Annotated in this window: 15 protein-coding genes; 8 read left to right on the plus strand and 7 right to left on the minus strand. The window is 49.7% G+C overall.

Annotated features, from left to right (window positions below):
- The first annotated feature begins 15 nt into the window (after nt 1–15).
- The 3 genes from EZV72_RS10320 to fldA all read left to right on the plus strand — a co-directional run bounded on the left by EZV72_RS10320 (nt 16) and on the right by fldA (nt 1,669).
- Nucleotides 16–810 carry an alpha/beta fold hydrolase gene (locus EZV72_RS10320; RefSeq protein ID WP_137167177.1) on the plus strand — a complete coding sequence of 265 codons (795 nt, stop codon included), beginning with the start codon at nt 16–18 and terminating at the stop codon, nt 808–810.
- An 85-nt stretch (nt 811–895) separates the two neighbouring features.
- Entirely contained in the window at nt 896–1,114 is a 219-nt protein-coding gene (locus EZV72_RS10325) for a DUF2788 domain-containing protein (RefSeq protein WP_137167178.1), read from the plus strand.
- Between the two features lie 30 nt (nt 1,115–1,144).
- On the plus strand, nt 1,145–1,669 hold the full coding sequence (fldA, locus tag EZV72_RS10330; RefSeq protein ID WP_137167179.1) for a flavodoxin FldA: 525 nt from the start codon (nt 1,145–1,147) through the stop codon (nt 1,667–1,669).
- A 69-nt stretch (nt 1,670–1,738) separates the two neighbouring features.
- Here the strand turns inward: fldA and EZV72_RS10335 are convergent, their stop codons facing one another.
- Nucleotides 1,739–3,733 carry a HAMP domain-containing methyl-accepting chemotaxis protein gene (locus tag EZV72_RS10335; RefSeq protein ID WP_137167180.1) on the minus strand — a complete coding sequence of 665 codons (1,995 nt, stop codon included), beginning with the start codon at nt 3,731–3,733 and terminating at the stop codon, nt 1,739–1,741.
- Between the two features lie 301 nt (nt 3,734–4,034).
- Between EZV72_RS10335 and fur the strand changes: the two genes are divergently transcribed.
- Nucleotides 4,035–4,460 carry a ferric iron uptake transcriptional regulator gene (fur, locus tag EZV72_RS10340; RefSeq protein WP_137167181.1) on the plus strand — a complete coding sequence of 142 codons (426 nt, stop codon included), beginning with the start codon at nt 4,035–4,037 and terminating at the stop codon, nt 4,458–4,460.
- Nucleotides 4,461–4,513: 53 nt separating this feature from the next.
- Here fur and EZV72_RS10345 read toward each other — a convergent pair whose 3' ends face one another.
- From EZV72_RS10345 to EZV72_RS10360, 4 genes are read right to left on the minus strand one after another with little or no spacing between them, the layout of a single operon-like run.
- Complete coding sequence (locus EZV72_RS10345) at nt 4,514–5,380, minus strand: aminotransferase class IV (RefSeq protein ID WP_137167182.1); 867 nt, start codon at nt 5,378–5,380, stop codon at nt 4,514–4,516.
- 1 nt (nt 5,381) lies between these two features.
- Complete coding sequence (locus EZV72_RS10350) at nt 5,382–6,341, minus strand: 5-oxoprolinase subunit C family protein (RefSeq protein WP_175405091.1); 960 nt, start codon at nt 6,339–6,341, stop codon at nt 5,382–5,384.
- Nucleotides 6,328–7,023, minus strand: a complete 696-nt coding sequence (locus EZV72_RS10355) for a 5-oxoprolinase subunit B family protein (protein ID WP_137167184.1) — start codon at nt 7,021–7,023, stop codon at nt 6,328–6,330. Before EZV72_RS10355 ends, EZV72_RS10350 begins: the two co-directional genes overlap by 14 nt.
- 29 nt (nt 7,024–7,052) lie before the next feature.
- On the minus strand, nt 7,053–7,784 hold the full coding sequence (locus EZV72_RS10360) for a 5-oxoprolinase subunit PxpA (RefSeq protein ID WP_137167185.1): 732 nt from the start codon (nt 7,782–7,784) through the stop codon (nt 7,053–7,055).
- A gap of 68 nt (nt 7,785–7,852) precedes the next feature.
- On the opposite strand from EZV72_RS10360, the gene EZV72_RS10365 reads away from it, so the two are divergent.
- Together EZV72_RS10365 and EZV72_RS10370 are read left to right on the plus strand one after the other, a co-directional pair.
- On the plus strand, nt 7,853–8,695 hold the full coding sequence (locus tag EZV72_RS10365; protein ID WP_137167186.1) for a CvfB family protein: 843 nt from the start codon (nt 7,853–7,855) through the stop codon (nt 8,693–8,695).
- 9 nt (nt 8,696–8,704) lie between these two features.
- Complete coding sequence (locus EZV72_RS10370) at nt 8,705–9,109, plus strand: OsmC family protein (protein WP_137167187.1); 405 nt, start codon at nt 8,705–8,707, stop codon at nt 9,107–9,109.
- A gap of 64 nt (nt 9,110–9,173) precedes the next feature.
- Here the strand turns inward: EZV72_RS10370 and EZV72_RS10375 are convergent, their stop codons facing one another.
- Together EZV72_RS10375 and EZV72_RS10380 are read right to left on the minus strand one after the other, a co-directional pair.
- Complete coding sequence (locus EZV72_RS10375; RefSeq protein WP_137167188.1) at nt 9,174–9,500, minus strand: DUF3718 domain-containing protein; 327 nt, start codon at nt 9,498–9,500, stop codon at nt 9,174–9,176.
- Nucleotides 9,501–9,860: 360 nt separating this feature from the next.
- Nucleotides 9,861–10,655: a DUF2189 domain-containing protein gene (locus tag EZV72_RS10380; protein WP_137167189.1), complete on the minus strand. Its 795-nt coding sequence runs from the start codon at nt 10,653–10,655 to the stop codon at nt 9,861–9,863.
- 328 nt (nt 10,656–10,983) lie between these two features.
- Between EZV72_RS10380 and EZV72_RS10385 the strand changes: the two genes are divergently transcribed.
- Nucleotides 10,984–12,201 carry a pyridoxal phosphate-dependent aminotransferase gene (locus EZV72_RS10385; RefSeq protein ID WP_137167190.1) on the plus strand — a complete coding sequence of 406 codons (1,218 nt, stop codon included), beginning with the start codon at nt 10,984–10,986 and terminating at the stop codon, nt 12,199–12,201.
- Between the two features lie 6 nt (nt 12,202–12,207).
- Entirely contained in the window at nt 12,208–12,828 is a 621-nt protein-coding gene (gene yfbR, locus EZV72_RS10390) for a 5'-deoxynucleotidase (RefSeq protein ID WP_137167191.1), read from the plus strand.
- The last annotated feature ends 8 nt before the right edge of the window (nt 12,829–12,836 follow it).

A 12,836-nucleotide genomic window follows, 5' to 3' on the forward strand; every position in this document is an offset into this window, starting at 1 on the left:
TATCAATTTTTTGCTATGACCACACAATTACATTTTACCGCGCAGGTCAGTGACGACTCTGCGCCCTGGCTGGTACTTATTCACGGCTTATTCGGTGATATGGATAATCTGGCGGTGGTGCGTCGTCATTTTGCGGCAACTCACAATATTATTAATATCGATTTGCCTGATCACGGGAAATCTCCGCATCTCGACACATTTTCCCTGCAGGCCTGTGCCGATAGCATTAAACAGGTTGTCAGTCAGACAACTGAAGCAAAAGTCACGTTACTGGGCCACTCTCTGGGTGGCAAGGCTGCCATGCTGTGCGCCCTGCAGAATCCTGAGCTAGTCAGCCGTCTGATTGTAGCGGACATTGCCCCGGCTACCTACGATGCGCGCCACAACAGTATTATTGAAGGCCTGCGTAGTGTAGACATGCAACAAGTGAGTAAACGCAGTGATGCTGACAAACAGCTAGCGGCACATATACCTGAGACCGGTATCCGGCAGTTTTTACTGAAAAGTCTTGCGCAGAATGACGAAGGTCACTGGTACTGGCGCTTCAACCTCGAAGGTCTGGCTGCCAGTTATGACAATGTACGTGGCTGGCCGCACACAGACTTGCAATTTTCTCAACCCACCCTATTTATAAAGGGAAATGAGAGTGATTATCTTTTAGCGGAGCATCAGGGTATCATCGCAACGCTGTTTCCAAAGGCCAAAGCTCATATTGTAGAAGGGGCGGGTCACTGGATTCATGCCCAGAAGCCAGATGCCTTTAACAGTGCCGTGGAAGGATTTTTTCGTCGTACAGACAACCAGAACTGAGTCAATTACGTAAATTTAAACGGTTTGTGTGCGCTCAGGGGCTAGACTTATGGTATAGTGCGCGCCGATATTGATGAGGGGTCTTATGACCGCCAGCAGTTACGAATTATTTGAATCCATTTCAATTTATGTTGGCCTTGGAGGCCTGTTTATTTTAATGGGTTTAGCGGTACACGATGTTCTTAAGAAAAACGACGTGCCCCTGATTGGGAAAATCGTGGTTTATGGTGTACTGGGCGCGGGAGCGCTGGGCTTTTTAGCTAAAGGATTAATAGAAGTATTTTGGCTTGGTTCAGGTGTCTGAGCACAGATAGATAAGAGATAGAGGTTAATTATGGCAACCGTTGGCCTATTTTTTGGTAGCGATACAGGCAACACCGAGCATGTTGCTAAAATGATTCAAAAAGAATTAGGCAAAAACCTGATTGATGTTTTTGACATTGCCAAAAGCAGTAAAGAAGCAATTGCAGAATATGACCTGCTAATCTTCGGTATTCCAACCTGGTATTATGGTGAAGCACAGTGTGACTGGGATGATTTTTTTCCTGATTTAGAGGAAATTGATTTTAACGATAAACTGGTTGCCATTTTTGGTTGTGGCGATCAGGAAGATTATGCTGAGTATTTTCTGGATGCGATGGGCATGGTGCGCGATATCGTTGAGCCTCGCGGGGCAATTCTGGTTGGTCAGTGGTCAACTGAAGGCTATGAGTTTGAAGCCTCTAAAGGGATGGCAGATGACGATCATTTTGTCGGCCTTGGCATCGATGAAGACCGTCAGCCAGAACTGACTGAAGAGCGGGTTAAAAGCTGGTGTAAACAGCTTCATGATGAGTTGTGTCTGGCCGAGCTGGCCTGAGGCTGACGCCGTTTAAAAAAAAGCTGCACTGTGTGCAGCTTTTTTTATGTCTGCCGGAGCACAGACTGTTTACAGACGAAACGTCGCCACTGCTGCCCGCAAACTGTCAATTTGTTCATCCAGCTGACGTATAGACAGATTGGCCGAGTGAGTGCTTTGTCCGCTGGAGTCCGCCAGACTCACAATCGTCTGTAAACTACGAACCACTTCGGCCAGTAACCCGTCCTGCGCCTTGGTATCGTCAACAATTTGCCTGTTGATATGATGCAATCCTGAGATAATATCCTGAATTTCTGCAACCTGTGCATCAACCTGCTCTACGGTTTCCTGTCCTCGACAAGCCAGGGATTTGCCCGCCGAAATCGCCTCAACCGCCTGCGCGGCGTCCTGTTGCAAGCTGGCAATCATTGCCTCTATTTCCGCCGTGGAGTTTTGCGTGCGGTTGGCCAGTGTTCTGACTTCATCGGCGACCACGGCAAATCCCCTGCCCTGCTCGCCGGCCCGGGCTGCTTCGATAGCTGCATTCAGGGCCAGCAGGTTAGTCTGCTCTGCAATTGTTTTAATCACATCCAGTATACCGCCGATGTTACGGCTGTTTTCATCCAGCCGCTCAATCGTATGCGCTGACTGTTCAGCCTGAGCAACCTGCTCCTGACTCTGCCGGCGACTGTGCCCCACCAGTTCGGCAATTTTACTGCTTTGCTGATGCACCTGGCTGAGCGCATCCATCGCCTGACTGATTTGCGTGAGATTGCTTTGACTGGTGCGCTGTACATGGTTGGTGTTATCCGATGTCACCGTCACCTGTTCGCGCTGACGATCAACATCCTGCAGGCTTTGCTCACCCATGGCCACGCCCTGCTTTGAAATCGCAATCAGCTGCTCTTCCTGCTGATGAATATTGCCCACCAGCTCGCGTAAACTGGCAGCCAGCGCATTCACTTTGCGGGCAAGACCGGCAAACTCGTCATGCCCGGAGTCATCGAGCCGGCAGGTCAGATCCCCCTGACTAAGCTGGCGCAATCCGCCATTGATGCGCATCAGCGGTCGGGCAATACTACGGGTGATTACCACTGCCAGAATGATCGCCACAATCAGACCTGTGGCAGATACCACCAGGGTTTCGAGCAAGCTTTCCTGTACCGTGGCTAATATAAGCTGCTGGCCGCTCACCGCATCCATACTCGCTTTTTCAAACAGGCTGTTCACCCCTTCAAGGGTTTGCTGGAGTGCCTCTTCTGCCCGGGCTTTACTGACGGCAGCCGTATTGCTGTAGTCAATTTTCTGCTGTTGCAGCATGATAAGACCATTATCGCCCGATAATGCCGATTTCAGGCTGGTATACTGTTGGTTAAAGGCCTCTATGATGCCGCCATCATCTATTGTTTCTGCCAACCGGTTCAGATAGCCGGCATCGACCTCCAGGTTGGAAATCTGATAGTGGATATCTTCAATAATCGACTGCGTATTGCTGTTGTCTGTACTGGCCGCTAAGTCTTCCAGCCCGGTGGTCAGGGTAAGTAATTTATTATCCACATTATTGCCCGCTCCGATGAGCGTTCGCACGCCGGCCTGACTCTCCTCTAAATAACTCAGATCAAGCATCAGTGCGCTGGCTTCATCACTGGCCGACAATACCCGGGCCAGCTGGTCAATCACCGCTTGACGGGTCATCAGAAACTGATGGCGCGCCTCATACATGGCGCTGCTGTGAGTGAGAAAGGTCTGTCCCGCTTGCTGCGTAAATTGCTGTTCATCGGATAAAGACAGGCCATTTAGCTGTTGTTCAAACTCAGCGGCCAGCGCAGTAAACTGCTGACGGCTTTGATTAAGCCCCTGAATGGTGTCTTTGTGATAGCCATTAACAATAATGGTGGCAAGCGTCAGGGTTTCTGACTTCATCTCCATCATCTGATTTTGTATTGGCATTTTGTCTTCTACCACAGATACTGCTGATCCACGAATATCGGACAAGCCTGCATAAGACAGCAGACCGGTTAGAATCAGCAGTCCGCAAAAGACTGCAAATCCCAGAATAATTTTTGCGACCACGGTTAAGCGCATGCTTTACTTCCTGTTGTTATACCGCTCATGACTAACATACAAAAAAGCCTGCATTAATGTTACCTATTTGTTAACAAATAGTATTTCGGCTGATAACTAATTTTATCTTAGTACAAAAAACACGAATTGTTAGATAGGAGGATCTGGCTTAATTCGCAGAACACGAATGAATGCTATTCACATAACCGGACTGACCGCTTTTTGGGCAAATATTTGACAAAGTGCCCCTTTTACTTTCAAATCAAATCAACTTACCTATAATAGCGCCTATAGTAAAAACAGCCTCTGAAGTTGGTATTCAATGGATCAAAATAAAGAGTTAAAAAAGGCCGGCCTGAAAGTGACATTGCCTCGCCTTAAAATTCTGCAAATTCTGCAGGAACCTGATAACCAGCATATCAGTGCTGAAGATGTATATAAGCTGCTTATCGATCAGGGTGAGGAAATCGGTCTGGCGACGGTATATCGCGTACTGAACCAGTTCGATGATGCGGGCATACTGATCCGCCATCATTTTGAAGGTGGCAAATCTGTCTTTGAAATCAGCTACAAAGACCATCACGATCATCTGGTATGCCTGAAGTGCGGCAAAGTGATTGAATTTGAAGATGACATCATCGAGCAGCGACAGGAAGAAATAGCGAAACAGAATAATATTCGTCTGACCCACCATAGTCTGTACCTGTACGGTGAGTGCGCTGACGGAAACTGCGACAATAACGACTGATTTGTTTCTCGTCTCAGGATCAAAAAAGCCCGTTGATTAACGGGCTTTTTTCATTATAAATCGTATTTGTGCTGGTTAAAGATGGTAATCGCCTGCTGCCATACCGGGCCAGGTGTGCCATCTGCCACCGGCGAGTCACCAATACTCAGTACCGGAGTAATTTCCTTGCTGGAACTGGACAGCCAGACTTCCTGTGCCGCTAACAGCTCAGCTTTGGTAACCACACGCTCAGTTACCGTGATACCCGCGCGCGCCAGACTCTTTATAATCAGTTGGCGAGTGATGCCCGGCAATAACTGATGGTCCAGCGGCGGCGTGACAATCTCACCATTTATTACAGCAAATACATTGCATGAGCTGGCTTCTGTGACCTCATCGCTGGCGTTCACCAAAATGGTTTCCTGCTTACCCTGTGCTTTTCCATCCTGAAAATGCAGCACATTGCCCAGCAGCGAGGTGGATTTTATATGACACCGCTCCCAGCGCAGATCCCGGCTTAGCGCCACATGTAAGCCTTTTACGCCGGCCGCCTGAGGCACCGGCGGTGCAGCAATGGCAAAACCGTAGGCAAACACGGTTGGCGGTACGTCATCAGGAAACCCGTGAGCGCGGGTCATTACCGTCCCTCTGGATACGTGCAGGTAAACCCCCACATAGTCTGCCTCAAGCGCCGTACTATTGCGCCCGACCAGTTCATTCACCAGACTTTCCCATTGTTTGATATTCATCGGGTTGGCGATACCGATAGCCTGCAGACCATCATTTAATCGTTGCAGGTGCGCCTGCAAGCCGACGGCTTTGCCCTGATGGGCAGGTATCACTTCATAAATACCGTCGCCAAACAAAAAGCCGCGATCCATCGGAGAAATGCGGGCTTCCTCAAGCGGCATGAAGTCGCCGTTTAGAAATGCTATTGCCATTTTATATTTCTTCGCTTTCAAACTGTTCAAATAACTGTCGTTCCAGCCGGTCTCTCAGAAGCCAGCCGGCTCTGGCATTATCAATATCAACTGCCCTGAACGTTACGGTATCGCCGGGCACAGCCTGCGCCAGCCGGTAGATATCATATTCAGCCACACACCCGATTTTGGGGTAGCCGCCCAGTGTCTGGCGATCAGACATCATTACAATCGGCTGTCCATCAGGAGGAAGTTGGATGGCACCAAAATTAATGCCTTCTGAACGCATTGTACGCATTTCGCAGCTGACTGGCTGACCGCTTAACCGATAGCCCATCCGGTCTATCTGATTACTGACCGTATATTCACTGGCAAAAAATAGCTGACGCTGCCAGGGAGCAAACGCATGATACTGATAACCGGTGACGACATCCAGCGGCGTACTCAGGCTGTAATCCGGGATGTAAGGAGCGGTCACCTGGCGAGTCTCCGACATGTTGCGCGGCTTAATTTCATAGACCTGCCCGGCCTTGACCGGGGTACCGTCATTATGCAAACCGCCTACTCCCTCGCGCATCACAATACTTTGACTGGCCTGGGTACGCGGCAGCTGCCACTGACCGGTTACCGCAACATAGCACTTGCTGCCTGTGCGGGCACTGCCACAGCGTAACTCATCGCCCGCTTTTAAATGCAGAGTTTGCCAGGCCGGTACTGGTTGCCGGTTAATCCAAACATCAACCTGCGGGCCACCTACCGCCAGACTCAGTGGCGCATCAACGGTCAATACCAGCTCGCCAATACATTCAAAAGTCGCGGCGTGGTGCTGATTACCACACAGCCAGTTGACCAGATTATAGGTGCGTATATCCACCGCCCCGGATACGCAAAAGCCCTGCTCCTGGGCCGATAAGTGACGTCCGGCATCGACCACCAGCGTGAGCAGTCCGGCAGACTCAACCGTAATATTACCGCTGCTCATGTAAACGCTCCTGATATTGTGCTTCTGTGATGGCATAAAATTCCACCGTATCGCCAGCCTGCAGTTTCACCGGCTGCTCCCAGTGCGGGTTGAACAACGGCTCTGCACATAAGCCGAGTAAGTTCCACCCACCGGGCGAGGCGGCCGGATATACCGCTGTCTGGGCATCGGCAATAGCCACTGCACCTGTTGGAACCCGTTTGCGCGGGCTGTCCAGTCGCGGACAATGCAGCGATTCAGGCAGCTCGCCCATGTAAGCAAAACCGGGCGCAAACCCCACCGTAAACACAGTAAACGGTTGCCCGGTATGACCGGCAATAATCTGCTCGTCTGATAACCCGCTATGTCTGCGTATAATGTCAAAATCGCAGGCCTGCGGCGCTCCATACCAGACACCAAGACGATGATGTTGCCCGTTGCCTGTGGCCTGCTGCGCCGGGTTTACCGAACGTAATTCCTGATATACGGTATGACTGTCGGCCAGATTCAGGTCAAATAACACCAGCAAGGTGTCGTAACCGGGGATCAGCGCCTTAAGCCACACCGGATTGTCTTCGCGAATGGCTGATTTCATGTTTTGTACAGCCTGATTGGCCTGCGTCAGGGTGGTGCCGTTGAAATAAACAATAAGTCCGTCTATGCCGGCCGGCTGAATCTCGCGCACCGTGCCAAATGCTTCCATTACAGCGTGTTCCTCCTAAAGTGTTAAGTTTACCGTGCCAGTAGCTGACGAATATGGGTTGCCATCTCTACCGCGCCCGGGCTGTCACCGTGCACGCATAGTGAGTCAACCGGAAAAGTCAGAATTTGCCCATGCTCGGTGGTGATCGTGCCCTGTTCAATGATTTGTCTGGCCTGCGTGACGGCCTCGTCATGGTTAAGTACCGCGTTACTCTGGCTGCGCGGTGTCAGCCAGCCTTCATCGGTATAACGCCGGTCGGCAAATGCTTCAAAATAAAGCGACAGACCCAGCGCATCGGCTTCGGCCTGAAAGACAGCATGGTCAGGATGGGCCTGAATCATCAGGGCTAGTGAAGGATTGCTGAACTGAGCCACGGCCCGAAAAACCTGCCCTCTCAATACCGCGCTTTTCATCATGTCATTGTAAAGGGCGCCGTGGGGTTTTACATAGGTAAGCTGACCACCGGCCAGCGTTGCCAATCCTTGCAGGGCGCTGACCTGATATTGAATACAACCGATAAGCTCGCTTTCTGATAATTGCATGCTGCGACGCCCGAATCCCTGCAGATCAGGGTATGCCGGATGCGCACCAATCTGTACCCGGTGTGCAACAGCCAGGCGTAATGCCTGTTGCAGCGTGACCGGATCACCGGCATGAAACCCACAGGCAATGTTGGCCTGGTCGATGACACGCATCACCGACTCTTCCACCGGCATTTTCCAGCTGCCGTAACTCTCGCCTAAATCGCAATTTAACCACATAGTTGTTTCGCTCTTGCTGCGTTAGTGCTGTATCATACTACCTGTAATTTCTCTGACAGTCAGGTTCAATGATACAGGTTGGTAAAACAAATCAGCTCCAGGTAGCTGCCGAATTTCCCTTTGGATTTCAACTCACTGCAACCGGTGATGACGATACCACCGTCACACTGGCAAGCACCTCTGCCCCCGCCGATCTGAAGGTAGGCGACACGCTGGAGGCTTTTGTCACCACCGATAATGCCGGTGCGCTGATAGCCTTTGCCCAGACGCCACTGATACAAATTGGCGAAACCCGGGTTTTAAGAGCAGTGAATGCCACCGATTTTGGTGCGTTTTTCGACTGGGGGCTGGAAAAAGACTTGCTGGTGCCGGCCCAATACCAGGAACAGCCGGTTAACCCCGGGATGCATTATGTGGTGCATGCCTTTTATGACGAAAAAACCAGCCGGGTACTGGGCGCCACCAAGCTGCACTATTTTTTGCGCGACAAAGAGACCGGTCTGGAACCAGGCACTCAGGTTGAGTGCATCGTGTACAGCAAAACAGAGCTGGGCTACAAAGTGGTCGTCAATGAAGTCTATGCCGGTTTAATTTTTCATTTTGATGCATTTAAACCGCTGCGTATTGGCGAAAAGCTCGACGCTGTGATTAAAAATGTGCGTGAAGATGGCAAACTGGATATAGCCCTGCAACGGGTCGACAAAGTGGGTCGCCGAACACTGGAAGAAGCCATTATTGATGATCTTGAAGCGCATGGTGGATTTTCCACACTGACCGACAAAAGTCAGCCCGACGAAATTTATGCGCGCTTTAGTGTTAGCAAGGCGGCTTACAAGAAAGCGCTGGGTGCGCTGTACAAACAACGTAAAATAGTCATCGACAAACAGGCGGTACGCCTGGTAACCAAGTAAGAGGCCAATATGAAAGCAAATGTAGTGTGGGATCGCGATCTGACCTTTACCGGTGTCACCGAAAGTGGTTACAAAACCGTAATGGACGGTAATGGCGATGCCGTATCACCGATGGAATCGGTGCTGCTGGCGGTTGGATCCTGCTCCAGCATTGATGTGGTGGATATTCTGAAAAAAGGCCGCAATGAGGTTACGCACTGTGAGTGTGAATTAAATGCTGAGCGGGCCGATTCAGCGCCCAAAGTCTTTACCGCTATCCATGCCCATTATGTGGTAAAAGGCAAAGGTTTATCAGAAAAAGCGGTTGCCCGCGCCGTGGAATTGTCTGCGCAGAAATACTGCTCAGTCATGCTGATGCTCAAAGGCAATGTGGATATTACGACCAGCTACACGCTGGAAAATACACCGGACTAATCTGACCGGGGGTATCGCCGGGCAGCCATCAGATAAGCTGCCCGGGCGTTACCTGCCAGCACGATTAGCTACGTGCTACCAGAAAATCATGGACGTCACTGGCATGACGCTCAACTGAAAAGTCAATCAGGCTGGTACCATTACAGGTTAAGCCGTTCTCAGCGGTAACCAGGCGAATCACTTCACGCTGGCTGGTGCCAATGCGACCGACATTACGGGCAACCGCAGAACGCAGGATGCGAACATCATCCTGTACAATGGCTTTACAGAAACCAGAAAACTGGGTGTCGCCTACAAAGCGAATATCTTTTTCAGGTTGTGCAGCGTGCGCCTGGCCAGCCAGAGCAATTACACCACATACAGTAGCAAAGGTTTTTGTTAGTGCTTTCATCGTCATTATCCTCAATAAGTTTTGGCGAACTTAACTGCGTCTCAAAGTCAAAACGCATTATATTTATGCACTAAACTGAAAAATAATGCTGTTGGTTTATTGTTGTAAGTCAGTAACAGGCGAGTAAATAATTAATGAGGCGTTTCTTTACATTTGTAAGCTGTTGATAATAAAGAATTTAATGTTTCAACATAAGCTTTTTAATATACTTTAGTCTGACATTTATAACTATTTAGTATTAAAAAAGACCGTCACCGACGGCCTTTTTTTGGTCAAAAGCTGAAAGTTTTACAAAAAATAGTTTAAATATTGTTGTTTATGGCATCACTCCATCACAAAATGATGTAATAAAACTACGATTTAAACAAAATTTCGGTGGCGTTTTGTTTCTATTGTGTCGATATATGCATGCCAGGATGCATAGCCGATAAGTGGCATCAGCACGATAAATCCAAAGAATCCGGTAACAAACCCTAAAGCCACGGTAGAAAAAATGATGCCTGACCAGATCAGCATCGGGATTTTGTTCATCCATACCGCGTTCACACTGGTCAGCAGTGCGGTAGCCAGGTCGACTTTACGTTCCATCAGTATGGGCTGGGTAAACGCACTGATAAACAGCAGCAAAACAGAAAACACGATGCCGATGCCGGTTCCCAGTAATAAAAACGGCCACAAATCTGACAAGGTGTCATCCAGATATGGCGGGTACAGGGCATGAATTAACGAGGCCACCCGAAGCCAGAAAATCATCATGATAAGCAGTACCATGCCAAAGCCCCAGCCATTGACCGCATTTCGCTTCATGGCTTTTAGAGAATGTAGCAAGGTGGGCTTATGGCCTTTTTCCAACTCCCAGCTCACATCATACAGGCCTGCCGCCAGAAACGGTCCAATCAGCATAAAGCAGACGATAGCCGGCATGATAATCAGATGCCAGCCGGTCAGATTTACCAGATAAGTAATAGACCAGGGAATCAGGGCAAAAACACAGCCATATAAAAGGGTATGCACAGGCGCGCGCTTCATGTCGTTTGCTGCCAGCGCTAACCATTTTACCGGATCGCCATAATCCAGTTCTTTACACGGAATGACCCTGGCAATACCACTGTCTGTAATCGCGTTATGGGGCGTTTCCTTGAATGAGTGTGACATGGGGTGTCTCGCTATGTCGAACGTTTCGAAAACCGGCAGCCTGTTGGCTACACAGTCGTTACTATAAAACTAGAACACCGGGCCAATTTAACAACCCTGTTCCCCCCTGCATGACAACAAATTAAGAGTGGTCAGCACTGGAAATCTTGCAGTTCAAAAAGCAGTCACTGCTAACCCTCTAAAAGCAAACATGATTTCGCACTCAGGCAAGCACACCAGTAAATTAGTCAAATGGTATAAAATTTTCGCTGTAAAGCCTGAATAACACCTCGCAAGGCGCCGGCGATTGCGATAATCTGGCAGGCCAGACAACCAACAAGACAGGATTATGAAACCAGTAGCTCGTTCACATAAATTAGATAATGTTTGTTATGACATTCGTGGCCCGATTGCCGCCCAGGCGCGCAAAATGGAAGACGAAGGCCATCGGATTCTAAAGCTGAACATTGGTAACCCTGCCCCTTTTGGTTTTGATGCCCCGGACGATATTCTCAAAGACGTCATTTACAACCTGCCCACCTCCCAGGGCTATTCCGACTCGACCGGCATTTACGGTGCCCGGGTAGCGGTGATGCAGTACTACCAGCAAAAAAACGTCAAGGACCTGCGCATTAATGATGTGTATATCGGCAACGGGGTCAGTGAAATGATCATGATGTCGATGCAGGCCTTACTGAACACCGGTGATGAAGTACTGATTCCGTCGCCGGATTATCCTTTATGGACTGCCGCGGTCAGTCTGTCATCCGGGACGCCGGTACACTATCGCTGTGATGAACAGGCAGGCTGGTTTCCGGATATTGACGATATAAAAAGCAAGATCACCAGCCGGACCCGGGCCATTGTGCTGATAAATCCCAATAACCCCACCGGCGCGGTTTACAGTAAAGAATTGCTGATGGACGTGGTGGAAGTTGCCCGTCAGCATGGTCTGGTTATCTTTTCTGATGAAATCTACGATAAGATTTTGTATGACCAGGCACAGCATACCTGTATTGCCTCGCTGGCGGATGACGTATTTGTAGTGACGCTCAGCGGCTTGTCGAAAAACTACCGGGTGGCCGGATTCCGGGCTGGCTGGCTGGTTGTCAGCGGCAACAAACGTATTGCTTCTGACTATATAGAAGGGCTTAATATTTTGTCGAGCATGCGGATGTGCGCCAATGTGCCCTGCCAGACCGCCATCCAGACCGCGCTGGGGGGTTATCAGAGCATTAACGAACTGGTGGCCGAAGGCGGCCGGTTGAAAGTACAGCGCGATGTAGCCTGGTCGCTACTCAATGAGATTGACGGCATTGAGTGTGTTAAACCGATGGGCGCCATGTACTGTTTTGCCCGGGTTGATGCCGCTAAGTTTAATATTACCAACGACGAACAGATGATTTTTGATTTGCTGAGCAGTGAAAAGATTTTGCTGGTTCACGGCAAAGCCTTTAACCTGCAGGACGGCATTTATTTCCGGCTGGTATTTCTGCCTCATGCCGATGTTCTGCGTCCCGCCATCAAGCGGATTGGTGATTTCTTTAACTCATATCGCCAGGTATAAAACCGGATGACGGATAAGAGCCATTTTTTTGCCCATCTGGCCAGAATGAAACTCATCAATCGCTGGCCGCTGATGCACAATGTCAGAACCGAAAACGTGCAGGAACACAGTCTGCAGGTTGCGATGGTGGCGCATGCTCTGGCACTGATAAAAAACAAATTTTTTGGTGGGCAGGTGAACCCTGACCGGGTTGCCACCCTTGCCATGTTTCATGATGTGTCTGAAGTGCTGACCGGCGATCTGCCCACCCCGGTCAAATATTTTAACCAGGCCATTGCCGCGGAATATAAAAAGATTGAAAAGATCGCCGAGCAGAAGCTGATTGATATGGCTCCTGAGGCGCTGCGGGCTGATTACGCCGCGTTGATAGACGGCCAGCAGCATTCCGACGAAGAAGCGTTTCTGGTGAAGGCGGCCGATGTGTTGTGTGCTTACCTTAAAACCATGGAAGAGCTGTCAGCAGGCAATAAGGAGTTTACCCTGGCCAAAAAGCGGCTGGACAAAATTCTTAAAAACTACCACTCTGAAGAAGTGGATTACTTTATCAGTCGTTATGTGCCCAGCTTTTCTCTTAGCCTGGATGAAATTACCCAGGATGAATTCGACAGCCCGACCGGTTCTTCGTAGCAATAGCC

Source organism: Salinimonas lutimaris (assembly GCF_005222225.1).
In the GTDB taxonomy this organism is placed as follows: Bacteria; Pseudomonadota; Gammaproteobacteria; order Enterobacterales; family Alteromonadaceae; genus Alteromonas; species Alteromonas lutimaris.

Coding starts and splice junctions, on each gene's coding strand:
- EZV72_RS10355 (WP_137167184.1), bottom strand. CDS start 7,023: ATGGAAGCATTTGGCACGGTGCGCGAGATTCAGCCGGCCGGCATAGAC.
- EZV72_RS10380 (WP_137167189.1), bottom strand. CDS start 10,655: ATGTCACACTCATTCAAGGAAACGCCCCATAACGCGATTACAGACAGT.
- EZV72_RS10375 (WP_137167188.1), bottom strand. CDS start 9,500: ATGAAAGCACTAACAAAAACCTTTGCTACTGTATGTGGTGTAATTGCT.
- EZV72_RS10350 (WP_175405091.1), bottom strand. CDS start 6,341: ATGAGCAGCGGTAATATTACGGTTGAGTCTGCCGGACTGCTCACGCTG.
- fldA (WP_137167179.1), top strand. CDS start 1,145: ATGGCAACCGTTGGCCTATTTTTTGGTAGCGATACAGGCAACACCGAG.
- EZV72_RS10320 (WP_137167177.1), top strand. CDS start 16: ATGACCACACAATTACATTTTACCGCGCAGGTCAGTGACGACTCTGCG.
- yfbR (WP_137167191.1), top strand. CDS start 12,208: ATGACGGATAAGAGCCATTTTTTTGCCCATCTGGCCAGAATGAAACTC.
- EZV72_RS10345 (WP_137167182.1), bottom strand. CDS start 5,380: ATGGCAATAGCATTTCTAAACGGCGACTTCATGCCGCTTGAGGAAGCC.
- EZV72_RS10360 (WP_137167185.1), bottom strand. CDS start 7,784: ATGTGGTTAAATTGCGATTTAGGCGAGAGTTACGGCAGCTGGAAAATG.
- EZV72_RS10370 (WP_137167187.1), top strand. CDS start 8,705: ATGAAAGCAAATGTAGTGTGGGATCGCGATCTGACCTTTACCGGTGTC.
- EZV72_RS10325 (WP_137167178.1), top strand. CDS start 896: ATGACCGCCAGCAGTTACGAATTATTTGAATCCATTTCAATTTATGTT.
- EZV72_RS10335 (WP_137167180.1), bottom strand. CDS start 3,733: ATGCGCTTAACCGTGGTCGCAAAAATTATTCTGGGATTTGCAGTCTTT.
- EZV72_RS10385 (WP_137167190.1), top strand. CDS start 10,984: ATGAAACCAGTAGCTCGTTCACATAAATTAGATAATGTTTGTTATGAC.
- fur (WP_137167181.1), top strand. CDS start 4,035: ATGGATCAAAATAAAGAGTTAAAAAAGGCCGGCCTGAAAGTGACATTG.
- EZV72_RS10365 (WP_137167186.1), top strand. CDS start 7,853: ATGATACAGGTTGGTAAAACAAATCAGCTCCAGGTAGCTGCCGAATTT.